We start from the raw sequence: 25917 nt of genomic DNA, 5'->3' as shown, positions 1-25917 counted from the left end.
CCGCGCCGGGACACAGGGGGGCGGGCCGCGGTCCGCCCCCTGATCATATCGGAGACCGGGCATGGACTGGCTGACCGAAAACAAGATCCCGATCGGGCGATGGGCCAAGGGGGCGTTCGACTGGCTCCAGACCCACGGCGCCTGGTTCTTCGACGGGCTGGCCGACGCGATGGACGCGCTGATCTCGGCGCTTCTGTCGGCGTTCCAGACGCCCCATCCGCTGGCGGTGGTGGCCGTCTTCGTGGCGCTGACCTGGGCGCTGCAGCGGTCGTGGAAGCTGTGCGCGCTGGTCGCGGCGGGGTTCCTGTTCATCCTCAACCAGGGCTATTGGGAGGAGACGACCGAAAGCCTGACGCTGGTGCTGTCCGCCTGCGTGGTCTGCATGGCGCTGGGCGTGCCCATCGGCATCGCCGCCGCGCACCGGCCGCGCATGTATGCCGCCATGCAGCCGGTCCTTGACCTGATGCAGACGCTGCCGACCTTCGTCTATCTGATCCCGGCCATCGTCTTCTTCGGCATCGGCATGACGCCCGGCCTCATCGCCACGGTGATCTTCGTGCTGCCCGCGCCCATCCGCCTGACGCATCTGGGCGTCAGCTCGACGCCCAAGGCGCTGCTCGAGGCCGCCGACGCCTTCGGCGCCACCCCGGCGCAAAAGCTGTGGAAGGTCGAGCTGCCCTGGGCGCTGCCGCAGATCATGACGGGGCTGAACCAGACCATCATGCTGTCGCTGTCCATGGTCGTCATCGCCGCGCTGGTCGGCGCCGACGGGCTGGGCGTGCCGGTGGTGCGCGCGCTCAACCAGGTCAACACCGCGCTCGGCTTCGAGAGCGGCTTCATCATCGTCGTCGTCGCCATCATCCTCGACCGGATGCTGCGGCTTGGACAGGGAAGGGGGCGCCGATGACCCGCAAGGCCGTGATCTTCGACAACGTCTCGATCGTGTTCGGCGATTCGCCCGACGAGGCCCTGCCGATCATGGACCAGGGGCGCAGCCGCGCCGAGGTGCAGGAGGCGACGGGGCAGATCCTGGGCGTGCACGACTGCTCGCTCGAGGTCGCGCAGGGCGAGATCGTCGTGCTCATGGGGCTGTCGGGCTCGGGCAAGTCCACGCTTCTGCGCGCGGTCAACGGGCTGAACCCGGTCGCGCGCGGGCGCGTTCTGGTCGATGACGGCGAGGGCATGATCGACGTCACCGCCGCCGACGCCCGCACGCTGCGCCGCCTGCGCCTGAGCCGGGTGGCCATGGTCTTCCAGCAGTTCGGCCTTCTGCCCTGGCGCAACGTCATCGACAACGTCGCCTTCGGGCTGGAGCTGGCCGGCGTGCCCCGCGCCGAGCGCGAGGCCAAGGCGCGCGCGCAGCTCGACCTGGTGGGCCTGACCGACTGGGCCGAGCGCAAGGTGGCCGAGCTGTCGGGCGGCATGCAGCAGCGCGTGGGCCTGGCGCGCGCCTTCGCCACCGAGGCGCCGATCCTGCTGATGGACGAGCCCTTTTCCGCGCTCGACCCGCTCATCCGCGCCCGCCTGCAGGACGAGCTGCTGGACCTGCAGCGCAATCTGCGCCGCACCATCATCTTCGTCAGCCACGATCTGGACGAGGCGTTCAAGCTGGGCGACCGCATCGCCATCATGGAGGGCGGGCGCATCGTGCAGTGCGGATCGCCGCAAGAGATCGTGCGCAAGCCGGCCAACGGCTACGTCGCCGATTTCGTCGCGCACATGAACCCGATGGGCGTGCTGCGGGCCGAGGACGTCATGCGCCCCCTGGCCGGCGCCGCGCCCGACGGGCCTCGGGTCGAGCGCCGCGCCCCGGTGCGCGAGGTCATGGCCCTGCGCATGCGCACGGGCCAGCCGGTGATCGTCGTCGATCAGGGCGCGCCCGTCGGCCTGATCGGCGAGGCCGAGCTCTTGTCGGCCCTGCTCGGGCCGCAAGAGCAAGACGCCGCCTGACGCGCGCGGCGGCGGGCGCGCCCCGCCGCCGCGTCAGTAGACGTAGTCGTATTCGTAGTAGTTTTCCGACTTCAGGTCGTAGCGGTTCAGGATCACGCCGCCCAGCGTGCCCATGTCTCTGATCAGGCGCTCGCTTTCGGCCAGCTCGTTCAGCTTGGTCTGCCCCGCCGAAGCGATCAGAAGCACCGCGTCCACATGCTGGGCGAAGGACAGGGCGTCGTCGCTGGCCAGCACCGGCGGCAGGTCGTAGATGACCACGTCGGGACGCAGCTCGTCCTTCATGGCCGCGATCGCCTCGGCGGCGACCGGGTCCTGGATCAGCTCGGCCGAGTTGCGGAAGGGCTGCCGGTTGACGCCGACGGCCAGCGAGTCGCCCACGCAGCGAAAGGTCTCCGTCACGCTTGCCTCGCCGCTGAGCCAGTCGCCGACGGATCTTTCGGTCCTCAGGCCCAGCACCTCGCCGAGCATGGGGCGCTTGAGGTCCATGTCGGCCAGCACCGTGCGGTGCGCCTTCTGCCGCGCAAAGCTCAGCGCCAGGTTGCAGGCGATCAGCGTCTTGCCGCAGGCCTTGGTCGGCGAGGTGATGGCGACCGAGGTCCAGCCGTTGCGCTCGAGCATCTTCATCAGCCGCGTGCGGAGGATGTCGAAGGGCACATGGGCCGGATCCTCCTTGGCGTGAGTGACGATGCGCGCGCGCTCGAGCCGCGCGGGGTCCGGGGTGAACTGTTCGAGCCGATCCCACGCCGCTGGGCGGCCTGAGCGCGGCCGCGCCACCTCGCGCGGGCGGCGCGCGGCGGCGGGGGCGTCCTCGCGGCTCATGCGCGCCTTGGCGATCGCTGCCTTGATCCGTTCCAATTCTGCGTCCTTTCGAAAATCGCGCGCCGTCTCGGCTCAGAGCTGCAGCCGGGCGCGGACCAGACCGACCAGCGAATCGAGCCGCGCCTTCTCGATCGCGCGCTCGGCCAGAAGGTCGAGGGGTAGGTAAAGGAAATGCAGCGCCGCCAGCCCTACGGCCGTCGCCGCGATCACGCCGAGCGCGACCAGCGCGCGGCGGCGGCGTTGCGCGCGGATCTCGGCGGCGGTGCGCACCAGCGGGATGACCGCCAACGGTTCGATGTTCAGCGCCGCGACGATCTCGGACGGGCGGCGCACGCGGCGGTTCAGGAACTCGATCAGGAAGGCCAGCGCGACGCCGCCGCCAAGGCCGGCGCCAAGCCCGGCCAACAGGATCAGCGGGCGGTTGGGCGAGGCCGGGCGCTCGGGCACGCTGGGCTGCTCGATCACCTCGAAGCGCTCGGCCTGCTGCTTGAGCTCCAGCTGCTCGCCCGTCGCGGCGCTGGCCAGCTTGGCCTGCACGTCGCGATACTGGGCCTGCAGCCCCGCATAGCGCCGGTTGAGCCCGGCCAGCGCCATCTCGACCGAGGGCGTTTGCGAGATCGTGCGCTCCAGCTCGTGCTGTTCGCGGTCGAGCTGGGCGATCTCTTCCTCGATGTTGGCGATGCGCTTGTCGATGACCGCGATGTCCTGCTCGACCTTGCGGATGATGGCGTTGCGCCCGCTCGCGCCCGCGTCCTCGGCGGCCCCGTCGGCGGCGCCCAGCTCTTCGGCGACGATCTTGCGCAGGGCGGCGATGCGCGCATCCAGCGCCCGGATGCGCGGGTGGCTCTCGGCCAGGATGGCGCGCTGGCGCGCGCGCTCGCGCTCGAGCGCGCGCAGCTCCTTCTCGTTGTCGGTCAGCGGCCGGTCGAGCTGCTGCGCCAGAAGCTCGGGATCCTCGAGACCGGCGGCGAGGATGCGCTTTTCATCCAGCAGATTGGCCCGCTCGCGCTCGAGCAGCGAGATGCGCTGCTGCGTCAGCGCGAGGCGGTCGCGCCGGTAGTCGAGGCTTTCGGGAAGCGAGTCGCGATTGGCCTTCTTGAAGGCGACGATCTCGTTCTCGATCTTCTGCAGCTCGTCCGACAGGCGCGCGACCTCCTGCTCGAAGAACTCGTAGGTCTGGGCGGCGCGCCCGGTGCGCAGCTTGACGTTCTGCTCGAGGATCAGCGTCACCAGCTCGTTCGCGACGGCGGCGGCGATCTGGGGCTTGTCGGCCTCGAAGGTCACGGTGAAGGCGATGGCGTTGGATGAGCGCCTGCTGCGCGGATCGCCGAATTGCATCAGCTCGAAGGCGGTGGCGTCGCGCATCGCCTCGAAGATCTGCGAGGGCGACATGTCGGGCCGGTCGGCGAAGACCCTGTGCTTGGCCGCGATGTCGAGCAGGGTCGCGCGCGTCAGCAGGCGCTGCTCGATGACGCGGATCCGCTCGGCCGCGTTCGAGGCCACGGTCGATTGCACGAGACTGGTGGGAATCTGCTGCGATTCGACCAGGATGGTCGCCGACGCCTTGTATCTGGGCGGCAGCAGATAGGCGACCGCCGCGAAGATGAGAAATGTCGCGATCGCAAAGCTCAGCACAAGGCCGAGGCGGCGTTTGATGATCGCCGTGATCAATCCGAAGTCGAATTCGCTGTTCATGTCGCCTTGACCTTGCGGGGCCGGCCGCGTTCAGCGGCGGGCTTCCCATATGCCGTTGAAAATGTTCTCTTCCGTTTCCGCCTCGGCCTGCTCGCGCGGGCGGGGCGGCGCGGCGCGGGCCTTGTCGGCGGGGGCGTCGGGGTCCGCGAAGACGCTGCTCGGGCCGCGGTCGGCCAGCACGTCGCGCACGATGCCTTCGTCGACGTTGGGCTTCTCGTCCGCGAAGGCGTAGACGAGGGCATAGTCGCACAGCTGATTGATGAGCCGCGGAATGCCGCGCGACGCGCGGTGGATGACCGAGCAGGCCTGCGGCTCGAACACCTGGCGCTCGGCCCCGGCGACGCGCATGCGGTGGGCGATGTAGTCGGCCGTTTCGGCTTCGGTCAGGCCGCGCAGGTGGAATTCCGAAGCGACCCGCTGCGCGAACTGCACCAGATCCGGGCGCGCGATCAGGTCGCGCAGCTCGGGCTGTCCGACGAGGATCAGCTGCAGCAGCTCTTCCTTGTCCGCGTTGATGTTCGAGAACATGCGCAGCTCTTCCAGCGTCTCGGGCGTCAGGTTCTGCGCCTCGTCGAAGATCAGCGCGGTGCGCCGCCCGGCGGCGTATTCCGAGATCAGGAAATCCTGGAACTGCTTGAAGAGCTGGACGTAGCCGCGGCTCGGGTCGGCCTCCTGACCCAGCGCCATCAGCACCCAGTGCAGAAGCTCGCCGCGGCTGCCCTGGGCGTTCGAGATCAGTCCCACGCAGAAATCCTGCGGGATGTCGTTGAGGAGCTTGCGCACGAGGGTCGTCTTGCCCGATCCGATCTCGCCCGTGACGACGGTGATCGGCGCATGCGTGGCGATGCCGTATTCGAGCATCGTGTAGGCCTTGGCATGCGGCGGCGCCCAGTAGAGGAACTCGGGGTCCGGCAGCAGCGAGAACGGCCTTTCGCGCAAGCCGAAGAACGCTGTGTACATCTTGGACAGGTCACGCATGCGCTCGGTCCCTTGCGCCGATGCCGGGGACGCCGCGCGGACGATTGGCCGACTGCGTCATTCGCGCGTCTCCTGATCCGGTTGAGCGGGCTTTTGGCCCTCGGGGGCGGGCGCGTCAAGCTGGGCGAGCAGGGCGCGGGCCTCGTCCTCACGCCCGAAGGGGGACTTCTTGCTCAGCTCCAGCGCCGCTTCGAGATGGGCGCGCGCCTCGTCCGCGCGGCCCAGCCGGGCCAGGACGACCCCGGCGTGGTAGCGCACCAAGGCGTTGTTCGGCAGCGCCGCGGCCGCGGCGCGCAGGGGCGCCTCGGCGGCCGCGTCGTCGCCGCGCAGATGCATGATCCAGCCGTAAGTGTCCTGCAGATGCGGCTGACGCGCGTTCTGGAAGCGCTTGGCGATGGCGTAGGCGCGGGCCAGCGCCTGGGGATCGTCGGCGCGGTGTTCGGCCAGCAGGCTGGCGTAGTTGTTGGCCACGATCGCCGCGTCGGGGTGGCGGGCGTAAAGCGCCTCGTATTGCGCGATCGCCTCGTCGGTGCGGCCCGTCGAGTCAAGGCGCAGCGCCAGCGCCAGGCGCAGCGGAAGGTCGTTTTCCACGCCCGCTTCGATGCCTTCGCGAAGGACCTGCTCGGCGCCTTCCTCGTCGCCCGCCGCCAGGCGCATCCGGGCCAGATTCGCGTAGCCGTCGGCCAGCTTGGGATCGGCCCTGACCGCCTCGCGGAAGGCCGCCTCGGCGGCGGCCGCGTCGCCGCGCGCCAGCTGCACCGAGCCCAGCAGGATCATCGCGCGGGCATCATTCGGGTTCTTTTGCAGGTGCTCGCGCAGATAGGCCTCGGCCTTTTCCGGCTCGCCCGCGGCCAGGTGTCCGCGCACCAGCGAGGCCATGGTCTCGATCGACGGATCGTCGGCGCGCGCGGCGGCGGCGAGCAGAGACATGGCCTCGTCCACCCGGCGCTGGCCGATCAGCGCCGCGGCGCGGATGCGCGCGGCGGCGTCGTCGCCGGGGGCGATCTGCTCGAGCCGCTCGGCCAGCTGAAGCGCGGCGCCGAAATCGCGCCGCTCGAGCCGAAGGCGCGCCAGCTCGACCATCAGGCCGCGATCCTGCGGGTGGCGCGACAGGGCGTCGACCAGCACCTTCTCGGCCACGTCGCGCTTGTCCTGCGCGATCAGGGCCTGCGCGTAGCGCAGCGCGATGGCGGGGTCGAAATTCGACGCCTGAACCGCCTGTCCCAACCGCTCCATGGCCAGCTCGCGGCTGCCGTTGCGCTCATGCGCCTGGGCCAGCTTGAGCAGAATGATCGGATTGCGCGGCGCGGCGTCCAGCGCCGCGCGCAGGTCGCGAATGGCTTCCTCGGGCTTGTCCTCGTCGATCAGGCGCGAGGCGCGCAGGGTCAGCGCGGCCTCGTTGCGCGGGTCGTTGGCCAGCACCTCTTCGACCAGCTTCTGCGCCTCGTCGTCGCGGCCCTGGCGCAGCATCAGCCGCGCCAGCTCGACGCGGGCCTTGTCGCCGTCGGCCGAGGCGCCCTCGCGCTCGGCCACCTCGCGCAGGCGCCTTTCGGCCTCTTCCGGCTTGCCCTGCGAGAGATCCAGCGAGGCCAGCGCCAGCTCGTATTCCACCTTGCGCTCGGGCGAGGCGATGAGGCGTTCGAGCTCGGCGCGGGCCGCTTCGGGGCCGCGCGCGGCGTTCAGATAGCGCACCACCTGCAGGCGCGGCTCGACCGCGCCGGGCGACATGTCGGCCAGCGCGCGCAGCTGAGCCTCGGCGCCCTGCACGTCGCCCTGCTCGTCCAGCCAGCGGGCGTAGGCGCGGCGAAAGCCGGCGTTGTCGGGAAACGTCTCGACCATGAAGCGCAGCCGCTCGCCCAGCTGCGCCGGATCGCCGCGCTTCTCGACCAGGCCCAGCTTGACGATGTTCAGGCTCAGATCGCGCGGCGCCCGGCTCAGCCCCTCATCGGCGAGCGATTCGGCCTCGTCCAGCTTCTCGGCGTCGAGCGCCGCCGCAATCAGCACAAGGCGCGCGGCCACGTTGTCGGGATGCGCCTCGAGCACCTTGCGCGCGCGCGCGACGCCCTCTTCCTTCTGGCCCAGGCGGTATTCCACCGTCGCCTTGAGCGCCTGCGCCTGCGGATCGTCGGGCGCGACGTTCAGCGCGGCGTCGACATGCTTTTCGGCCTCGATCGCGGCCTCGCGCCGCCCGGCGAGCAGGAAGATCTCGGCCAGCGCCAGGCGCGCGTCCACGCGGCGCGGGTCCAGCTCGACCACGCGCAGATACTGGCCGGCCGCGCCGTTGTAATCCTTCATGTCGTGCAGAAGGCGGGCGAAGCGATAGCGCGCCTCGACGTTGTTCTCCTGCAGCCGCAGGACGTTGCGCAGCTCGATCTGGGCTTTCTGGGGCTCGCCCTGCTCGATCAGCTCAAGCGCGCGCTCGTAATGCCGCTGCGCCCGCTCCTCGGCCGAATCGCACCCGGCGAGCGCGAAGGCGCAGCCCGCGAGCAGCGCGATCATGCGCCGCCTCAATCCATGGTTCATCAAGACTTTCCCCAATGCACGCCCGTCAATTCGCCCTTCGGACTGCCGCAAAAACCGATCGGCCGTCAAGCATCCGCGGTCCGGCCTCGCCATCCGCCCGCCGCAATCGAAACGTAACCAGATGCCGTTAACGTGCCTCATTAGCGCAATAATGCGGCGAAAGCACGAACGAGTCGTCAACGCCAAGCCCCTTGCGCGGCGGCGTTCATGAGAAGGTCGATTCCGGCGTGCCAATCTGCTATGCGCGCCGGCGTGGGTTTCAGAGCGTGGCTTTTCGAATGCGGAGACGGGCATGAGCGAATTTGACGGCCGGCTAAAGGGGCGGGGCGCCGCCGCTTCGCGAGGGCCTCTCGCCGGCCGGGGCGTGCTGATCCTGGTCGAGAATCTTCCCGTCCCCTTCGACCGCCGCGTCTGGCAAGAGGCGCAGGCGCTGCGTGACGCGGGCGCGCGCGTGTCGGTGATCTGCCCGGTCGGCAAGGGATGCGAGGCCCTGCGCGAGACGATCGAGGGGATCGAGATCTACCGCCACCCGCTGCCGGTCGAGGCGCGGCGCGCGCGCGACTACATCCGCGAATACTCGGCCGCGCTCTGGCGCCAGCTTCGGCTTTCGTTCAAGGTGCGGCGCGAGCAGGGTTTCGACGTCGTTCAGGCCTGCAACCCGCCCGATCTTCTGTTCCTGGTCGCGCTCGTGCACAAGCTGTTCGGCGGGCGGCGGTTCGTCTTCGACCACCACGACCTCAGCCCCGAGCTGTTCGAAAGCAAGTTCGAACGCCGCGGCCCCCTGCACGCCGCCATGCGTTTCTTCGAGCGCATGAGCTTTCGCTGCGCCGACGCCTCGATCGCCACGAACGAGACCTTCAAGCGCATCGCCGTCGAGCGCGGGGGCATGGACCCCGACCGCGTCTTCGTGGTCAAGAGCTATCCGCCCATCGAGCGTTTCCGCCGCGTCGCGCCCGATCCCGAGCTGCGCGCGTGGAAGCCGGTCCTGGCGGGCTATGTGGGCATCATGGCGCGGCAGGACGGGGTCGATCATCTGGTGCGGGCCATGGGGCGTCTGCGCGATCTGGGGCGCGACGACATCGGCTGCGTCATCATCGGCGAGGGGCCCGAGCTGGACGCGCTGCGGCGGCTGAGCGCCGAGATGGGGCTGGAGGACCGCATCCGCTTCACCGGCTATCTGCGCGGCGAGCGGCTGCTGTCGCATCTGTCGGCGCTGGACATCGGCGTGATTCCCGACCCCAAATCGGCGTTCAACGACAAGCTGTCGATGAACAAGGTCTTCGAATACATGATGCTCGGCCTGCCGATCGTGCAATACGACCTGACGCAGGCCGGCTTCGAGGCCGACGGCGCGGCGCTGGTGGCCCGGCCCTGCGCGCCCGAGGCCATGGCCGACGCCATCGCGGCCCTGGCCGACGATCCCGAAAGGCGCCGGCGCATGGGCGCGCTGGGCCGCGCCAAGGCCGAGGCCGAATTCCGCTGGGAGAACGAGGCCGCGCGCCTGGTCGAGGCCTATCAGGCGGCGCTCGACCTGCCGCGGGGCGGGGTCAGAAGCGCATCCGCCGGAAAACCCCTTCGGGAAGCAGCCGAATGACGCCCATGACCAGCCGCCATTTCCAGTGAACCGCCACATGCCGCCCCCGGCGCAGGGCGGCGAGCATCAGGCGCGCCTGCGCCTCGGGCGTCAGGGTCAGCGCGGCGGGCAAGTCCATGCCCTCGGTCATGCGCGTGGCGACGAAGCCCGGCTTGACGGTCATCACATGCAGGCGCGAGCGCGCGTATTTCTGCCGCAGCCCCGACAGGACCGCCTCGAACCCCGCCTTGGCGGCGCCATACCAGTAGTTGCGCGCGCGCCCGCGATCGCCCGCCACCGAACCCACGCCCACGATGGCGGTCGGCCCCTCGAGGGCGGCAAGGCGGCGCGCCGCCTCTTCCAGCGCCCAGGCCGGGCCCAGAAGGTTGCTCTCGATCACGGCGCGGGCCAGTTCGGGATCGCGCGCGGTCTCGTCCTGCGGCGGCATCCAGCCGACGAAGCTGACCACCAGCGAGGGCAGAAGCGGCAGCGAATCGAGCAGCGCCCCCGCCGAGGCCGGATCGCGCGCGTCGAAGGCGAGGGCGGTCGCCTTGACGCCGTGGCGCAGGGTCAGATCCTTGCACGCGGCGTCAAGCCGCGCCGGGTCGCGCGCGGCCAGGATCAGCTCGCGCCCCTCGGCGGCCAGAAGCCGCGCGAAGGCCAGCGCGATGTCCGATGTCGCGCCCAGGATCAGCGCGGGGCGGTCGGGCGAGGGCATGCTCATAGTCCGAGCCTTTCAGATTGGGCCGAGCGGAACAGCCGGTCCGCGCCGATGCGCGCGCGCAGCGCCCGGAAGGCGTCCGCGCGGGGTTCCGAGGCGGCGAATTCGCGCGCGGTCAGGCACGCGTCCTTGGCCAGGTAGAAGCGGCCGCCATGGTCGATCGCGGCCGCGTGCAGCAGGGGCATCAGGGCCAGCGCCTCGGCCGAGGCGGGAAAGTCCAGCGCCAGCGTCCAGCCGGGCCGGGGAAAGGACAGGAGCCCCCCCTCCTGCGGGCCGAACTTCTTGAGCACGGCCAGAAAGGCGCCCGGCCCCCGCCGCGCCGTCAGCTCGAGCAGCGCGCGCAGGCCGGCCCGGGCGCCGTCGGGCGGCAGCGCGCATTGGAACTGCACCAGGCCCCGCCGGCCATAGATCCGGTTCCAGCCGCCCAGCGCGTCGAGCGGATAGAAATAGCTTTCCCAGCTTTGCAGCCCTTCGCCGGCGCGGCGCGCGCCCAGCGCGTGATAGGCGGCGTTGAAGGCGCCGATGCTGCGCCGGCCCAGAAGCCAGCCCGGCGCGTCGAAAGGCACGGCCAGGCGCCGGCGCGGGGCGGGCAGGCGCGGGCGGGCGCCGATCTCGTCGGGGGCGGCGTGCGCGCCGAACATGACAAGCGACCGGCCCAGCGCCGCCCCCCGCGCCAGGCAGTCGATCCAGGCGACGGAATAGGGCGCATCCGCGTCGGCCTCGAAGGCCTCCATCGCCGCCTCCAGATCGGGCGCGGCGACGGTGCGCGTGCGAATCCAGCCCGTCGGGGCCGGGATCATGCGGAAGGCGGCGCGCAGGATCACGCCCGTCAGCCCCATGCCGCCGATCGTGGCGGCGAACAGCTCGGGGTTCCGGTCGGGCGCGCAGCGCGTCACCCCATCCGGCCCGGCCAGGTCCAGCCATGCCACATGGCGCCCGAAGCTGCCCGCGACGTGGTGGTTCTTGCCGTGAACGTCGGCGGCGATCATCCCGCCCAGCGTCACGAAGCGCGTGCCCGGCGTCACCGCCGGAAACCAGCCGCGCGGCAGGAAGGCGTCGATCACGTCGGCCAGCAGCACGCCGGCCTCGGCGGTGAGGAGCCCGGTTTCGGGGTCGAACTCCAGCATCCGGTCGAGCCGCGAGGTCAGGATGACGCCCGTCGCGCTCAGCGCCGCATCGCCATAGGCGCGCCCCGCGCCGCGCGCCACGGCGGGGCCGCGCGCGATGCGGGCCAGCAGCTCGGCCTCGTCGCGCGGCGCGCTGACCGGGCATTCCATGATCGGCCGCCGCCCCCAGCCCGACAGGCGCGCGCGTCGCTCGTTCATGCCGATCCTCCGGTGAACACGAAGCGCCGATCCAGCCGGTATTTCACCGCATAGCCGATCGCCAGCCCCAGCGCGCCGCCCAGCTCGCGCATGGCCTCGGTGCGCCACAGCGCCCAGAACGCCAGCTCGGCGCCCCAGAAGATCAGCGTCGTGGCGACGCCCATCAGCGCATAGGTCCCGAAGCGCCGCGCATGGGCGCGCACGCCGCGGCTGGGATCGCGAAAGATCCAGCGCTTGTCGAGCGCATATTTCGTCGCCAGCCCCGCCGCCGTCCCCACCGCCAGCGCCGCGGCCAGTCCCTCGGGCGGCGGCGCGGCCGCCAGAACCAGCCGCTGGGCGCCCAGATTGACCGCGCCCGCGACGACCGCGAAGGCGACGTAAAGCGCGGCCAGCGCCGCCCCGCTCACAGCCACGCCCCCGCCGCGCCCGCCGCCAGCGTGGCGGCGCCGCAGGCCAGGCTGACCGGATCGCGGGTCGCGAAGACCAGCGGATCGTCGGTCATGCGGCCGCGATGGGCCAGCATCACCATGCGGCTGATCCAGTAGAGCAGCACCGGCAGCGCCCACCACAGCAGCTGCGGCGAGGAATAGAGCGCCCTTGTCGCGTCGTTCGAGATGTAGAGCGCCAGCACCAGCACCGACAGGTAGCCCGCCGCCACGGCCATCATGGCGACGATGGGCAGGTCCTCGACCTGATAGGCGCGCCCCGCGGCCCTGGCGCGCCCGCTGCGCAGCCCGTCCACCAGCTCGGTCTGGCGCTTCATCGCCGCCAGCGACAGGAACAGGAAGCCGAAAAAGGCCAGCGTCCAGGGCGAGATGGCCAATTCCGTCGCGGCCCCGCCGGCGAAGACGCGCAAGGTGTAGAGCCCCGCCAGGGTGCAGATGTCGATCACCAGCCGCCGCTTGAGCGTCAGCGAATAGGCCAGCGTCAGCGCGAAGTAGATCGCGAGCACCGCCGAAAAGCCCGCCGGCAGCGCCGCCAGCGCCAGCGCGAAGGCCCCGCCCAGCAGGACCGGCGCCATCGCCAAACCGTGCGCGATGGGCAACGCGCCGCTGGCCAGGGGCCGATGGCGCTTGCGCGGATGGGCGCGGTCGGCCGACAGGTCGAGCAGGTCGTTGACGATGTAGACGCAAGAGGCCGTCAGGCTGAAGCACGCGAAGCCGAGCGCCGCGGCGCCCAGCGTCGCGCCGTCGAAGCGGTGCGCGGCCAGCGGCGGCACGAAGATCAGCGCGTTCTTGAGCCATTGATGCGGGCGCAGCGCCCGAAGATGCGGGATCAGGCGACGCGAAAGCGGCTGCGGCGGCGCAAGGTGCTCGGCGCGGGGGGCGGCGCCCTCGGCCAGGCGACGCAGGCGCGGCCCGGCGCCGACGGTGATCGCGGTGCGGGCGTGGCGCCACACCGCCAGATCGGCCGCGCTGTCGCCGACATAGTCGAAGCCGCGCTCGCCATAAAGGGCGGTCAGGAGCGCCGCCTTGGCCTCGCCCTTGAGGTTGCGCTCGGGCGTCGAGCCGTGGACCTCGTCGAACAGGCCCAGCGCGTCGGCGATCTCGCGCGCCACGCGCTCGTCCGTGGCGGTGACCAGGGCCACCCGCTCGCCGGCCGCGCGGGCGGCCTCGATGCGCGCCTTGACCGCGGGCTCGATGGGAAGGGCGCGCGGGTCGGGGCGCGCGATGTCGGCCAGCGCGGCCTTGAAGGCGGCGCGGCCGCGGCGCAGGGCGCCCAGCGCGGCCAGGGTGCGCAGCGGCGCGCGCGCAAGCGCGGCGAAGAAGGTCTCGAGAAGCATGTCCGTCCGGATCAGCGTCCGGTCAAGATCGACGACAAGCACGCGGCGCTCCGCTTCATCCGCCTGCGCGCCGCCCGGACGGCGCACCGGCGGCACGCGCGGCGCCCGGCGCGCCGCGGGGCGCAGGATAGGGCGCCCGCGCGCGCACGGCCAGACGGCTGTTCGGCGCCATCCGCCGTCTGCATGGCCGCGGCGCCCGGGCGTGCCGGACGGGCGCGCGCCGCGGCCGTCGGGCGCGGCGCGGGGCTTGCGGTCGGGGCGGGGCGTTGGGGGCGGGGCGTCGGGGGCGGGGCGTCAGGCGCGCGGGGGGGCGGCGCGGCCGCGGGCGCCGGCGACCAGATCCTCGATATAGCGCCCATAGCCCGACTTGCGCAGCGGCGCCGCCAGGGCCAGCGCCGCCTCGTCGTCGATCCAGCCCTTGCGCCAGGCGATCTCTTCGGGACAGGCGATCTTGAACCCCTGGCGGTCCTCGATGGTCTGTACGAAGGCGCCCGCCTGGAGCAGGCTTTCATGCGTGCCCGTGTCGAGCCAGGCGTAGCCGCGGCCCATGATCTCGACGAACAGGTCGCCGCGCCGCAGATAGGCCTTGTTGACGTCGGTGATCTCGAGCTCGCCGCGCGCCGAGGGGCGGACCGCGGCGGCGATGTCGAGCACGTCGTTGTCGTAGAAATAAAGCCCCGTCACCGCGTAGTTCGACTTGGGCTCGGCGGGCTTCTCCTCGATGTCCAGCGCGCGGCCCTGATCGTCGAAATGCACGACGCCGTAGCGCTGGGGATCGCGCACGTGATAGCCGAACACGGTCGCGCCCTTTTCGCGCGCGGCGGCGGCGGCAAGCAGCTCGACCAGCCCGTGGCCGTAGAAGATGTTGTCGCCCAGAACCAGCGCCACGCGGTCGGCGCCGACGAAGTCGCGCCCGATGACGAAGGCCTGCGCCAGCCCGTCGGGGCTGGGCTGGACGGCGTAGCTCAGCGACAGGCCCCATTGCGCGCCGTCGCCCAGAAGGCGGCGGAAGGCTTCGGCTTCGTGCGGCGTGGTGATGACCAGGATCTCGCGGATGCCCGCCAGCATCAGCGTGCTGAGCGGGTGATAGATCATCGGCTTGTCATAGACCGGCAGCAGCTGCTTGGACACCGCGATCGTGACCGGGTGCAGCCGCGTGCCCGAGCCGCCGGCAAGAATGATGCCCTTCATGTCTGCAAACCCCTTGCGGCTGAAAATGCTTCGGGTTCTTCGGCCTGGATGATGCGCAGCACGCGCTCCAGCCCTTCCTCCCATGGCGCGGGCGGGGCGCCGAAGACCTGCGCGAAGCCCGTGCAGTCGAGCGTCGAGTTGGCCGGACGCCGCGCCGGAGTGGGGTATTCGTCGGCGCCGATGCGCTCGATGCGCGGCGCGCGCGCGATCATGCCCAGCGCCGCGGCGCGCGCGAAGATGCGCTCGGCGAAGCCCGCCCAGCTGACCGGCGCGCCCGAGCCGGCGTAGTGCTGCACCCCCCAGACCGGCGCGCCGGCGGGGGCGGTCAGGCGCGGCGCGATGGCCAGGATCGCCTCGGCCAGGTCCAGCGCCGAGGTCGGACGGCCGATCTGATCGTCCACCACCCGCAGCGATTCGCGCGCCGCCAGTCCCAGCATGGTGCGCACGAAGTTCCTGCCCCAGGGCGAGAACACCCAGCTTGTGCGCAGGACCAGCGTGCGCGGATTGGCCGCCAGCGCGCGCCGCTCGCCCTCGAGCTTCGAGGCGCCGTAGACGCAAAGGGGCCCGGTCGGATCGTCGGGCCGCCACGCGCCCGCCCGCGCGCCGTCGAAGACGTAGTCGGTCGAGACATGCGCCAGCGCGCAGCCCGCCTCGGCCGCGGCGCGGGCCAGGGCGGCGACGCCCTCGGCGTTGACGGCGTGCGCCAGGGCGGGCTCCTGCTCGGCGCGGTCGACGGCGGTGTAGGCGGCGGCGTTCACCACCAGATCGGGCGACAGCGCGGCCACGGCCCGCGCGGCCTGGTCGGGGCGGGTCAGGTCGGCCTGCTCGCGGCCCAGAAAGATCAGCTCATGGGGGCTGCGCGCCGCCGCCAGGGCGCGCGCAAGCTGTCCGCCGCGGCCGATGACGAGGATGCGCATCAGCCCGTTCCCAGCCTCTTGCCGTCATAGCGGCGGGCGCGGATCTCGCGCCACCAGGGCTCGTGGGCCATGAACCAGTCGAGCGTGGCGTCGAGCCCGCTCTCGAACGTCTCGCGCGGGGTCCAGCCCAGCTCGCGCTCGATCAGGCTGGCGTCGATGGCGTAGCGCAGATCGTGGCCGGGGCGGTCCTGAACGTGCTCGATCAGGCGCTCGTGCGGGGCGCGGTCGGGATAGCGCGCGTCCATCCAGGCGCAGATGGCGCGCACCACCTGCATGTTGGTCCGCTCGGCCCGGCCGCCGATGTTGTAGGTCGCGCCCACGCGCCCGCGCGTCAGCACCAGCCACAGCGCGCGCGCGTGGTCGTCCACATGCAGCCAGTCGCGCACGTTCAGGCCCTGGCCGTAGACCGGCATGGGGCGGCCTTCGCGCGCGGCGATGGCCATGACGGGGATCAGCTTTTCGGGGAACTGCCAGGGGCCGTAATTGTTCGAGCAGTTCGAGGTCACCACCGGCAGGCCATAGGTTTCGCCCCAGGCGCGCACCAGGTGGTCGGACCCGGCCTTCGAGGCCGAATAGGGGCTGTTGGGCCGGTAGGGCGTGGTCTCGGTGAAGGGCGGATCGTCCGGGCCGAGGCTGCCGTAGACCTCGTCGGTCGAGACGTGATGGAAGCGGAACGCCTGCTTGCGCGCGCCGGGAAGGGCGGACCAGTATTCGCGCGCGGCCTCGAGCAGCGTGAAGGTGCCGACAAGATTGGTGCGGATGAACTCGGCCGGGCCGTCGATCGAGCGGTCCACATGGGATTCGGCCGCCAGGTGCATCACCGCGTCGGGCTGATGGCGCGCGAAGACGGCGCGCATGGCCTCGAGATCGGCGATGTCGGCGCGCTCGAGCGCGTAGTCGGGGCTGTCGGCGCATTCCTCCAGCGCCTCGGGGGTGGCGGCGTAGGTCAGCTTGTCGACGTTGACCACGCGCGCGCCCTCGTTGCGCATGGCGTTGCGGATGACGGCCGAGCCGATGAAGCCGGCGCCGCCGGTGACCAGAAGCTTGATGCTCATGCCTCGCCCTCCTGCGGCGAAGGATCGTAGACGAAGGGCGAGGCGAATTGCGCCATGCGCGGCGCGGCGGCGTCCTTGTCGGACAGGATCGGCGCCGTCACGCCGGCCTCGGCCAGCGGCCAGGCGATGGCCAGATCGGGGTCGTCCCAGGCCACGGCGCCGTCGCAGGCCGCGTCGTAATGAGCGTCGACCTTGTAGATGACCTCGGCCTTCGGAGTCAGCGTCAGAAAGCCGTGCAGAAAGCCGCGCGGCGCCAGCAGCTGCGCGCCGTTCTCGGCCGACAGCACCGCTGCGGCCCAGCGCCCGAAGGTGGGCGAGCCGCGGCGCACGTCCACCGCGACGTCCCAGATCGCCCCCGCCACGCAGCGCACCAGCTTGGTCTGGGCGGCGGGCGGCGCCTGGTAGTGCAGGCCGCGCAGCGTGCCCGCCGCGGCGCTGAACGAGTGGTTGTCCTGCACGAAGTCGTGCGCCAGCCCGGCCGCCGCCATGGCGCGGGCGTTCCAGGTTTCCGAGAACCACCCGCGCGCATCGGCGAAGCGGCGCGGGCGTATCAGCTTGAGGCCCGGCAGGCCCAGATCCTCGATCTCCATCGCGTCCTTCCGGGATGCGCGCGGCGGCGCGTTCAGGGCAGCAGGTCGAAACGTTTGCTCAGGGTCAGGTAGACGCGGTGGTTGTCGCCGCGCGCGCCTTCCGTGTCGCGCCAGAAATACGAATAGCCCGCCGTCAGGTCGACCGTGCGCGTCAGCGCGTGCGAGACGCTCATGCCGAAGCCGGTCGAGAGCTGGTCCTCGATCGTGTCCTCGTCGGTCGAGGACAGGGCCGTGCGGAAGGCGACGGTGGCGTTCGCGCCCAGGCTGGTGTCGGCGTTGACGGCGTGGCTCAGCCCCAGCCGCAGCGAGGCGACGTTGCTCAGCGCGCCGAGCGAGCTGGGCGTGACGTCGTTGCTCAGACCCAGCGAATAGACCGTGTCCGGCCCCTCGTATCTGAGCCCGAAGCCGGCGTCGGCGGACAGCTGCGTGTCGCTCTCGCGCCGGCCGGTGATGGTGCTGGTGCGCTTGGAAAAGGTCACCGCGGGGCCCAGGCGCCCGCTCAGCGACAGGCGCGGCGTGGCGTCGTGCGAGACGCTGGCGTTCGCGCTCCAGGTCCAGGATTCGCGGTCGCGCGCGTCGTCCGCCTCGAAGCGGCTGAGCGAGGTGTTGAGCCCCGCCCCGGTGCGCGGGGTCAGCGCCACGCTCCATCCGGCGCCGGCCGAGATCGTGCGGGTGGGCGTCAGCGTCGATCCGGCCGCGACGCTGGAATAGTCGGTGTCGCGGACGTTGAACGAGAGCGAGACGCTGTTGCGGGCGTTGATCTCGTGCGACAGGCTCAGCCCGGCGCGCCAGGTGATTTCGGTCGAGGTGTCCTCGAAGTCGCGGTCCTCGATGGCGACCTCTCCGCCCTCGTCGACGACCAGAACGCCCTCGGTGGCCAGGTAGTTGACCGGCCGCACCACCAGCCCGAACGTGCCGCGCAGCGTGGCGTCGTCGAAGGCGTAGGCGTAGGCGGCGGACAGGTCGGGGAACAGGCCCGTCAGGTCGTCCTCGGCGTCGCCCGTGGCCAGGGTCGCGTCCACGCCGGTGGCCAGCGACAGCGACGAGCGCGGCGTTTCGAGGGCGTAGGCCAGGTTCAGGCGCGTCGTCGAGCGCAGGCCGGAATCGCCGCCATCCGTCGCAAGGGTGGGGTTCGTCGCGGCCGCGAAGGTCTGGCTGAGCGTCGCCCGCAGCGACTGGTCGGCCGCGCCGGGCCCCGCCAGCGCCGCGGCCGCGGCGGCCGCCGTCGCCGCCAGCGCGCGGCGGCGGGCGGCGGGGGTCGTGCGCATGCGCGCCATGCCGCGCGCCTTCAGTCGAACAGGCCGCGTTCGGGAACGACGATCACGTCGCCGTCCTTGACAAGGACGTTCCCCAGCGCGGCCATGCCGTCTTCGATGCGCTCGTAATCGAAGGTCATGACCTCCGTCTCGGTCCCGTCTTCGTCGTGGCGCCGCAGCTGAATCCCGTCCAGCTTCGCGAAGCGCCCCGGTCCGCCGGCCAGCGCCAAGGCCTGCAGCAGGTTGGTCGGCCGGGTCAGCTCGAGCGCGCCTGGGCGCGCCACCTGCCCGATGACGAAGACGGTGGCGGCCTGCTCTTCGTCCACCACCTCGTCCCGGGCCGCGATGTAGCGCAGCGAGACGGTCACCGTCGGCGTGATCTCGAAGCCGCGGGCGAAGCGCTTGCGCAGCACCTCCTGCAGCTGTTCGGGGGAAAGCCCCTCGGCGCGGACCGAGCCGGCGATCGGCAGGGTGATGCGGCCGTCGGGGCGCACCAGAACGGTCTGGTTGAGGTTCGGATCCTCCAGAACCGAAACGGCCAGCTGGTCGCCCGGCTGGATCTTGTAAAGCTCTTCCTGCGCGCCGGCCTGGTCGGCGCTCCAGAGAATCGCGGCCAGAAGGCCCATCGCGGCGAACACCAGTTTCTTCAAGTTCCGTCCCCCCGGAAAGCGGCGCATGCGCATGGCGCAGCGCGATGGAAAATGCATTGGACGCATATCACTACAAACGCCGCCGCCGCGCAAGCGCCGCACGCCCCGCGGCGCGCGGGGCGGGCCGGACGCGCCGGGATTTACCCAGATTCAGGTTGAATTTTATCAAACCTTGTGGGACCTTGACGCCTGTGAGGTGGTTGTGATGCCGCGTCGTTTTTGAGCGGCGGAGCGATTTTTACGGATCGGCGCAAGCCGAGCGGCGGATTTTCGCCGACGATGGGGGATGAGGCATTGTATCACGAAGCGACCGAGGGGCGTTCGGGCTTGGCCCATGGCATGGCCGAAGCCGAGGGCCGCGCGCGCGGGATCTATGCGCGCTGGGGCAAGCGGGCGCTCGATCTGCTGCTGGTGATCGCCGCCGCGCCGATCGTGGCGCCGGTGGTCTTTCTGCTGGCGCTTCTGGTGCGGCGCGACGGCGGGCCGGCCTTCTATTCGCAAGAGCGCGTGGGCATGGGCGGCAAGCGCTTCCGCTGCTGGAAGCTGCGCACGATGGTGCCCGACGCCGAGGCGCGCCTGGCCCGGCTGCTGGAGAGCGACCCCGAGGCCGCCCGCGAGTGGCGCGAGCGTCAGAAGCTGCGCCGCGATCCGCGCGTGACGCGGATCGGCGCCTTCCTGCGCAAGTCCTCGCTCGACGAGCTGCCGCAGCTGTGGAACGTGCTGCGCGGCGAGATGAGCCTGGTCGGCCCGCGCCCCTTCCTGCCCGAGCAGGAAGAGCTCTATCCCGGCACGGCCTACTACGCGCTGCGCCCGGGGCTGACGGGCTACTGGCAGGTGGGCGACCGGAACGATTCGTCCTTCGCGGCCCGCGCCGTGCATGACGCGCGCTATGCGCGCGAGATCAGCCTGGCGGCCGATGTCGCGACGATCCTGCGCACGGTCGGGGTGGTGCTGCGGCAGACCGGCTGCTGAGCGGCGCCCGCGACCCGGAAGACCGACGCAAGGAAACGAAGAAGGCCCGCGGGCGGCAGCGCCCGCGGGCCTTTCCTTTTTCCGTCCGGCCCTGTCCGCGGCGGATGCGCGGGGCCGGGCTCCGGCCGGCGGATCGCGTCGGGCGGGGCGCGCGGCCCCGCCCGGGCGGTTCAGCCGTGCAGGTCGAAGCGGTCGGCGTTCATCACCTTGTTCCAGGCGGCGACGAAGTCCTGCACGAAGCGCTCGTCGGCGTCGTCGGCGCCGTAGACCTCGGCGATGGCGCGCAGCTGCGAGTTCGCGCCGAACACCAGATCGACCCGGGTCGCGGTCCACAGCGTTTCGCCGCTTTCGCGGTCGCGGCCCTCGAACAGGTCGGCCTTCTCGGAGGTCGGACGCCACTCGACGCTCATGTCCAGAAGGTTGACGAACCAGTCGCGGGTCAGCTGGCCCTTGCGCCGGGTGAACACGCCATGCGGCGAGTCGCCGTGGTTCAGCCCCAGAACGCGCATTCCGCCGATCAGCGCCGTCATCTCGGGCGCGGTCAGGCCCAGAAGCTGCGCGCGGTCGAGCAGCAGCTCTTCGGCCGAAACGGCGAAGTCGCATTTGAGGTAGTTGCGGAAGCCGTCATAGACCGGCTCGAGCACCTCGAAGGACTCGGCGTCGGTGTGCTCTTCGCCCGCATCGACGCGGCCCGGAGCGAAGGGAACCTCGACCTCATGGCCGGCGTCGCGCGCCGCCTTCTCGATCGCGGCCGCGCCGCCCAGCACGATCAGATCGGCCAGCGACACCTTCTTGCCGCCGGGCGCGGCGGCGTCGAACTCGGCCTTGATCGCTTCGTAGATCGGCAGGGCGCGAGCCAGAAGCTCGGGCTCGTTGACCTCCCAGCCGCGCTGCGGCGCAAGGCGGATGCGCGCGCCATTGGCGCCGCCGCGCCGGTCCGAGCCGCGGAAGGTGGCCGCCGAGGCCCAGGCGACCTTGGCCAGCTCGGCCGTCGTCAGCCCCGAGTCCAGCAGCCGCGCCTTGAGCGCGCGGATGTCCTCGGCCTCGATCAGCGGGTGATCGGCCGCCGGCAGGGGGTCCTGCCACAGGAAGTCCTCCTTGGGCACGTCCGGGCCCAGATAGCGGATCTTCGGCCCCATGTCGCGGTGGGTCAGCTTGAACCAGGCCTTGGCGAAGGCGTCCGCGAACTCGTCGGGGTTGGCGTGGAAGCGGCGCGAGATCTTCTCGAACTCGGGGTCCATGCGCATGGCCATGTCCGCGGTGGACATCATGATCGGCACGCGCTTGGACGGATCCTCGGGATCGGGGGCCATGTCCTCGGGCTTGAGGCCGATGGGCGTCCACTGCCAGGCGCCGGCGGGCGACTTGGTCAGCTCCCACTCGTAGCCGAACAGCACGTCGAAATAGCCCGTGTCCCAGCGGATCGGGTTCGGGGTCCAGGCGCCCTCGAGACCCGAGGTGATGGCGTCGCGGCCCTTGCCGCTGCCGTAGGTCGAGATCCAGCCGAGGCCCATCTGGTGGATCGGCGCGGCCTCGGGCTCTGGGCCGACATGCGACGGATCGCCCGCGCCATGGGTCTTGCCGAAGGTGTGCCCGCCGGCGGTCAGGGCGACGGTCTCGTAATCGTTCATGCCCATGCGCGCGAAGGTCTCGCGGATGTCGCGCGCCGAGGCCAGCGGATCGGGATTGCCGTTCGGCCCCTCGGGGTTGACGTAGATCAGGCCCATCTGAACGGCGGCCAGGGGGCTTTCGAGCTCGCCCTCCTTCATGTGGCGCGAGTCGCCCAGCCATTCGGATTCAGGGCCCCAGTAGATGTCCTCCTCGGGCTCGTAGATGTCCTCGCGGCCGCCGCCGAAGCCGATGATCTTGCCGCCCATCGACTCGATGGCCATGTTGCCCGCCAGGATCATCAGATCGGCCCAGGACAGGCGGGCGCCGTATTTCTTCTTGATCGGCCACAGCAGCCGGCGCGCCTTGTCGAGGTTGGCGTTGTCGGGCCACGAGTTCAGCGGCGCCAGCCGCTCGTTCCCGCGCGAGGCGCCGCCGCGGCCGTCGCCGGTGCGGTAGGAGCCGGCCGAGTGCCAGGCCATGCGGATGAACAGGCCGCCGTAGTGGCCGTAATCGGCGGGCCACCAGCTTTGGCTGTCGGTCATCAGCGCGTGCAGGTCGCGCTTGACGGCCTCGAGGTCAAGCTTCTGGAACTCCTTGCGATAGTCCACCTTGCCGGCCAGCGGATCGCCCGCCGGGGGCTGCTGGTGCAGGATGCGGAGGTTGAGCTGGTTGGGCCACCAGTCGCGGATCGAACGCGCCCCGAGGCGCGCCTGCGTGTGAATGACGGGGCATTTGCCCCCGCCGCTCGCGTGAACGTTCATGGTGCTCTCCTGTCATGGCCGCGGCGCGATGCGCGCGGCTGGTCGGCGACGCGCGCCCAGGGGGCGGCGCATCGCTTGGCAGGGGATTGGTAGCAGCTTTGCGCGATTTGGAAAAATTTGAAATTCTTCGGTCGACGATAGGTAAAACCTATCGCCCCGGGCCCTCAGATGCGCGGCAGCACGTAATCGGGCCACAGATCGGCGCGCGCCATGTCGCGCCCGGCGCGGCCCTGGTGGATCGAGCCGGAATCCGTCACCAGCGCCGCCGACATGCCCGCCGCAAGCCCGCCCAGAACGTCGGTGTGCAGCGTGTCGCCGACCATCACCGCGCGCTCGGGGGCGGTTCCGGCGCGGGCCAGGACGCGCTCGAAGATCGCGCCGAAGGGCTTGCCGTAGAATTGCGGCGTCACGCCGGGGATCTCGGCCAGCATGTGCGCAAAGCGCCCCGGCTCCTGGCTGTGGCCGCGGTCGCGCGGGGCCGCAAGGTCGGGGTTGCCGACCAGAACCGGGCGCGGATCGCGCGCCAGCGTCTCGGCCAGCATGGCCTGGCGCGCGGGCGTCCACGCGCCCGAGCCCAGCAGCAGAAAGCCCTCGGCGCCGGCGTAGTCGGCTGGATCGTCCAGCAGGAAACGCGCGTCCAGTCCCTCGAGCTCTTCCTCGCCCCAGGCGGGGTCGGCCATCACGCCCCAGCGGCGCGGGGGCTGGTCCTGCAGCGCGGCCAGCAGGGTCTCGCGGCTGGAAACCACCTCGTCCGGCGCGAAGTCGAAACCCAGCGCCGCGTAGCGCGCCAGAAGGCGGCTTTTGGGATAGCCCGCGGCGTTGGTGGCGACCACCACCTTCTTGCCCATGGCGCGCAGCCGGGCGATGCGCTCGGCCGCGCCGGGCACGGCGCGCTCGCCGATGTTCAAGACGCCGAACGCGTCGAGCACGAACAGGTCGAACGAGGCGGCCAGCGCGCCCAGATCGGGCGCCGGCCGCGCCGCGCCGCGGCGCGGCGCGCGCGGCAGCCGCGGCGCGGCGCGCAGATACAATGCGAAGATCGCCTCGGGGCCCGAGGCTTCGCGCTCTTGCAACGTCATCAGATGATCGCCCCGCGCACCTTGGCCGAAACCCACTCGCTCGCGCCGACGGCGGCAAGGATGATGAGCAGGATCAGCGACACCTGCCCCCAGGCCAGCGTGTTCAGCGACGAGGACAGCTCGAGCCCGATGCCTCCGGCGCCGACCAGCCCTAGCACGGTGGATTCGCGGATGTTGATGTCCCAGCGGAACACCGCGACGCCGGCGAAGGCGGGCATGACCTGCGGCACGATCCCGTAGGCCATCACCTGCCAGCGCGAGGCGCCCGTGGCCGCGATGGCCTCGACCTGGGTTTCGTCGATCTCCTCGATCGCTTCGTAAAGCAGCTTGGCGCAGAAGCCGATCGAGCGGATGGCGATGGCCACGATGCCCGCGAACACGCCCGGGCCGATGATCGCGATCAGAAGCAGCGCCCAGATCAGCGAGTTGATCGAGCGCGTGGCCACGATGATCAGCAGCGCCGGCGGGCGCAGCAGCCAGCGCGAGGGCGTCGTGTTGCGCGCCGCCAGGAACGCCACCGGCACGGCCATGACCAGCGCCCCCAGCGTGCCCAGCGTGGCGATGTTGATCGTGTCCCACAGCGGAACCCACAGCCGGTCGATGTAGGACCAGTCGGGCGGGGTGGCGCGGTCGAGGATGTCGCCGGCGATGCGCGGCGCGTCCCACACGAAGAACCACGTCGTCGATTCCGAGATGCGGTTCCAGCACCACACGAAGGCCGCGACGCCGATCAGCCACGCGCTCCAGCGCAAGAGCGACTGCGCGGGGGTGAAACGGCGCCAGATGCGGCGGCCCTGGGGGTCGATGCGCTCGGCCATCACTGCACCCTCGCGCGGACAATGCCGGACAGGTATTCGAGCCCCATCACGATGGCGATGATCATGATCAGGATCGCCGCGGCGGTGTCGAACTCGTAACGGTCGAAGGCGGTGTTCAGCGTCGCGCCGATGCCGCCGGCGCCGACCAGCCCCAGCACCGCGCTTTCGCGAAAGTTGATGTCGATGCGATACATGGACAGCCCGATCAGCCGCGGCATGAACTGCGGCTGGACGCCGTAATTGATCCATTGCAGCCAGCGCGCGCCGGTGGCGCGCACGGCCTCGGCCTGCACGCGGTCCATGGCCTCGATGTCCTCGGCCAGCAGCTTGGACAGAAAGCCGATGGTGGCGAAGGACAGGGTCAGGAACCCGGCCAGCGGCCCGAAGCCGAAGATCGCGACCAGCAGGATGGCGACGATCACCTCCTGAAACGCGCGGCTGACGGCGATCAGGCCGCGGCAGGCCAGATAGACCGGCAGCGGCGCGACGTTGCGCGCGGCGCCCAGCCCGATGGGGATCGACACGCCGATGCCCACCACCGAGGCCGCCACCGTCATCACGATGCTTTCCAGCATCCCGGCGTAGATGTCCGAGGCGCGGCTGGTGAAGTCGGGGCTCATGAAGGCGGCGATGAAGGCGGCGCCGCGGTCCAGCCCCTCATAGACGCGGGCCCAGTTGACCTCGACCGAGGCGACGGCCAGCGCCAGATAGACCAGCGCCCCGATCCCCAGCGCCCAGCGCAGCCAGGCGCGCCGGATCAGCGGCGGCTTGCGCCAAGGGCGGCCCAGCCGCGCCTCGAGCGCCATCTGCGCCTCGGCTTCGCTGACGGTCATGCGCCCCCCGCGCCGGCGGGAAGCGGCGCAGCCTCTGCTTCGTCCTCGTCCTCGGGCTTGCGGATGGTGGCCTCCCAGTCCTCTTCGCCGTAGATCTGGGTCAGCACCTCGGCGGTGAGCGCGTCGGGCGGGCCGTCGAAGACGACGCGGCCCTTCTGCAGGCCGATGACGCGGTTCACGAACATCTGCGCCAGCGCGACGTCGTGGATGTTGATGATGGCGGCAAGCCCGCGCTCGGCGCACAGCTCGACGATCAGGCGCATGATCTGGCGGCTGGTCTTGGGGTCGAGCGAGGCCGTCGGCTCGTCGACCAGCAGCAGCGCCGGGTCCTGGATCAGCGCCCGGCAGATGCCCACGCGCTGGCGCTGGCCGCCCGACAGCTCGTCGGCGCGCTTGTCGGCCATGTCCAGCAGGCCGACGCGGTCGAGCAGGCGATAGGCCTCGTCCACGTCCTTTTGCGGGAAGCGACGCGTGAAGCTGCGCCAGAAGCCCACATAGCCCAGGCGCCCGGACAGGACGTTCTCCATCACCGTCAGGCGCTCGACCAGCGCGTATTCCTGAAAGATCATGCCCATGCGCCGCCGCTGCCGGCGCAGCGCCGCCTGGCTCAGCCGCGTCAGGTTCACGTCGTCCAGCCAGGCCGCGCCCGAGCTGGGCTCGACCAGGCGGTTGATGCAGCGGATGAGGGTGGATTTGCCCGCGCCGGACGGGCCGATCAGGGCCACGATCTGCCCGGCGGGAATCTCCAGATCCACGGCCTGCAGGGCCATGTCGCCGGTCGGGTAGGTCTTGGTCAGCTTCTCGAGTCTGAGCATGC

Annotated in this window: 24 protein-coding genes; 5 read left to right on the top strand and 19 right to left on the bottom strand. The window is 71.1% G+C overall.

All coding sequences use genetic code 11. The annotated features are described in order from the left end of the window. The first annotated feature begins 61 nt into the window (after positions 1-61). The gene (choW, locus tag BMW67_RS01640; protein WP_072746893.1) at positions 62-907 is read left to right on the top strand and encodes a choline ABC transporter permease subunit; all 846 of its coding nucleotides are present in this window, start codon (positions 62-64) and stop codon (positions 905-907) included. Next, entirely contained in the window at positions 904-1950 is a 1047-nt protein-coding gene (choV, locus tag BMW67_RS01635; protein WP_072746892.1) for a choline ABC transporter ATP-binding protein, read from the top strand. Before choW ends, choV begins: the two co-directional genes overlap by 4 nt. Positions 1951-1983: 33 nt before the next feature. On the opposite strand, the gene BMW67_RS01630 is transcribed toward choV, so the two are convergent. From BMW67_RS01630 to BMW67_RS01615, 4 genes are read right to left on the bottom strand one after another with little or no spacing between them, the layout of a single operon-like run. Next, on the bottom strand, positions 1984-2805 hold the full coding sequence (locus BMW67_RS01630; protein WP_072746891.1) for a CpsD/CapB family tyrosine-protein kinase: 822 nt from the start codon (positions 2803-2805) through the stop codon (positions 1984-1986). Between the two features lie 36 nt (positions 2806-2841). Further along, on the bottom strand, positions 2842-4464 hold the full coding sequence (locus BMW67_RS01625) for a GumC family protein (RefSeq protein ID WP_072746890.1): 1623 nt from the start codon (positions 4462-4464) through the stop codon (positions 2842-2844). 30 nt (positions 4465-4494) lie between these two features. Continuing rightward, entirely contained in the window at positions 4495-5442 is a 948-nt protein-coding gene (locus BMW67_RS01620; RefSeq protein ID WP_072746889.1) for an ExeA family protein, read from the bottom strand. A 57-nt stretch (positions 5443-5499) separates the two neighbouring features. After that, a complete protein-coding gene (locus BMW67_RS01615) occupies positions 5500-7941 on the bottom strand; it encodes a tetratricopeptide repeat protein (RefSeq protein WP_072746888.1) in 2442 nt (813 codons plus the stop codon). A 316-nt stretch (positions 7942-8257) separates the two neighbouring features. Between BMW67_RS01615 and BMW67_RS01610 the strand changes: the two genes are divergently transcribed. Beyond that, positions 8258-9559 (top strand): glycosyltransferase family 4 protein, encoded by a 1302-nt coding sequence (locus tag BMW67_RS01610; protein ID WP_072746887.1) that lies wholly within the window; start codon positions 8258-8260, stop codon positions 9557-9559. Here BMW67_RS01610 and BMW67_RS01605 read toward each other — a convergent pair. The 10 genes from BMW67_RS01605 to BMW67_RS01560 form a co-directional block, all read right to left on the bottom strand. Then, positions 9513-10262 (bottom strand): SDR family NAD(P)-dependent oxidoreductase, encoded by a 750-nt coding sequence (locus BMW67_RS01605; protein WP_072746886.1) that lies wholly within the window; start codon positions 10260-10262, stop codon positions 9513-9515. The two genes, BMW67_RS01610 and BMW67_RS01605, sit on opposite strands and share 47 nt — an antisense overlap. After that, entirely contained in the window at positions 10259-11584 is a 1326-nt protein-coding gene (locus BMW67_RS01600; RefSeq protein WP_072746885.1) for an FAD-binding oxidoreductase, read from the bottom strand. The genes BMW67_RS01605 and BMW67_RS01600 overlap by 4 nt, the downstream gene beginning before the upstream one ends. Next, complete coding sequence (locus tag BMW67_RS01595; RefSeq protein WP_245728426.1) at positions 11581-11997, bottom strand: GtrA family protein; 417 nt, start codon at positions 11995-11997, stop codon at positions 11581-11583. The genes BMW67_RS01600 and BMW67_RS01595 overlap by 4 nt, the downstream gene beginning before the upstream one ends. Further along, a complete protein-coding gene (locus BMW67_RS01590; protein WP_072746970.1) occupies positions 11988-13454 on the bottom strand; it encodes a UbiA family prenyltransferase in 1467 nt (488 codons plus the stop codon). The genes BMW67_RS01595 and BMW67_RS01590 overlap by 10 nt, the downstream gene beginning before the upstream one ends. Before the next feature lie 207 nt (positions 13455-13661). Beyond that, positions 13662-14558 carry a glucose-1-phosphate thymidylyltransferase RfbA gene (rfbA, locus tag BMW67_RS01585; protein ID WP_072746883.1) on the bottom strand — a complete coding sequence of 299 codons (897 nt, stop codon included), beginning with the start codon at positions 14556-14558 and terminating at the stop codon, positions 13662-13664. Further along, the gene (gene rfbD, locus BMW67_RS01580; RefSeq protein ID WP_072746882.1) at positions 14555-15475 is read right to left on the bottom strand and encodes a dTDP-4-dehydrorhamnose reductase; all 921 of its coding nucleotides are present in this window, start codon (positions 15473-15475) and stop codon (positions 14555-14557) included. Before rfbD ends, rfbA begins: the two co-directional genes overlap by 4 nt. Beyond that, positions 15475-16524 (bottom strand): dTDP-glucose 4,6-dehydratase, encoded by a 1050-nt coding sequence (rfbB, locus tag BMW67_RS01575; protein ID WP_342707592.1) that lies wholly within the window; start codon positions 16522-16524, stop codon positions 15475-15477. The genes rfbD and rfbB overlap by 1 nt, the downstream gene beginning before the upstream one ends. Before the next feature lie 2 nt (positions 16525-16526). Then, on the bottom strand, positions 16527-17120 hold the full coding sequence (rfbC, locus tag BMW67_RS01570) for a dTDP-4-dehydrorhamnose 3,5-epimerase (protein WP_072746880.1): 594 nt from the start codon (positions 17118-17120) through the stop codon (positions 16527-16529). 32 nt (positions 17121-17152) lie between these two features. Next, positions 17153-18397, bottom strand: coding sequence for a hypothetical protein (locus tag BMW67_RS01565; protein ID WP_072746879.1), 1245 nt, complete (start codon positions 18395-18397; stop codon positions 17153-17155). Positions 18398-18408: 11 nt separating this feature from the next. Next, on the bottom strand, positions 18409-19026 hold the full coding sequence (locus BMW67_RS01560; RefSeq protein WP_177174471.1) for a polysaccharide biosynthesis/export family protein: 618 nt from the start codon (positions 19024-19026) through the stop codon (positions 18409-18411). A gap of 25 nt (positions 19027-19051) precedes the next feature. Between BMW67_RS01560 and BMW67_RS15625 the strand changes: the two genes are divergently transcribed. Next, a complete protein-coding gene (locus tag BMW67_RS15625) occupies positions 19052-19249 on the top strand; it encodes a hypothetical protein (RefSeq protein ID WP_177174470.1) in 198 nt (65 codons plus the stop codon). Between the two features lie 71 nt (positions 19250-19320). Further along, a complete protein-coding gene (locus BMW67_RS01555) occupies positions 19321-19998 on the top strand; it encodes a sugar transferase (protein ID WP_245728424.1) in 678 nt (225 codons plus the stop codon). Between the two features lie 170 nt (positions 19999-20168). On the opposite strand, the gene katG is transcribed toward BMW67_RS01555, so the two are convergent. The 5 genes from katG to phnC form a co-directional block, all read right to left on the bottom strand. Beyond that, positions 20169-22370, bottom strand: coding sequence for a catalase/peroxidase HPI (gene katG, locus BMW67_RS01550; RefSeq protein WP_072746877.1), 2202 nt, complete (start codon positions 22368-22370; stop codon positions 20169-20171). 164 nt (positions 22371-22534) lie between these two features. Beyond that, positions 22535-23449, bottom strand: coding sequence for an HAD-IIA family hydrolase (locus tag BMW67_RS01545; RefSeq protein ID WP_072746876.1), 915 nt, complete (start codon positions 23447-23449; stop codon positions 22535-22537). Beyond that, the gene (gene phnE / locus BMW67_RS01540; protein WP_072746875.1) at positions 23449-24267 is read right to left on the bottom strand and encodes a phosphonate ABC transporter, permease protein PhnE; all 819 of its coding nucleotides are present in this window, start codon (positions 24265-24267) and stop codon (positions 23449-23451) included. Before phnE (BMW67_RS01540) ends, BMW67_RS01545 begins: the two co-directional genes overlap by 1 nt. Beyond that, complete coding sequence (gene phnE, locus BMW67_RS01535; RefSeq protein WP_072746874.1) at positions 24267-25100, bottom strand: phosphonate ABC transporter, permease protein PhnE; 834 nt, start codon at positions 25098-25100, stop codon at positions 24267-24269. Before phnE (BMW67_RS01535) ends, phnE (BMW67_RS01540) begins: the two co-directional genes overlap by 1 nt. Next, positions 25097-25915: a phosphonate ABC transporter ATP-binding protein gene (gene phnC / locus BMW67_RS01530; protein WP_072746873.1), complete on the bottom strand. Its 819-nt coding sequence runs from the start codon at positions 25913-25915 to the stop codon at positions 25097-25099. Before phnC ends, phnE (BMW67_RS01535) begins: the two co-directional genes overlap by 4 nt. Positions 25916-25917 lie beyond the last annotated feature (2 nt).

It is taken from the genome of Oceanicella actignis, from assembly GCF_900111545.1.
GTDB lineage: Bacteria > Pseudomonadota > Alphaproteobacteria > Rhodobacterales > Rhodobacteraceae > Oceanicella > Oceanicella actignis.
This window is presented reverse-complemented; position numbering and strand designations above follow the sequence as displayed.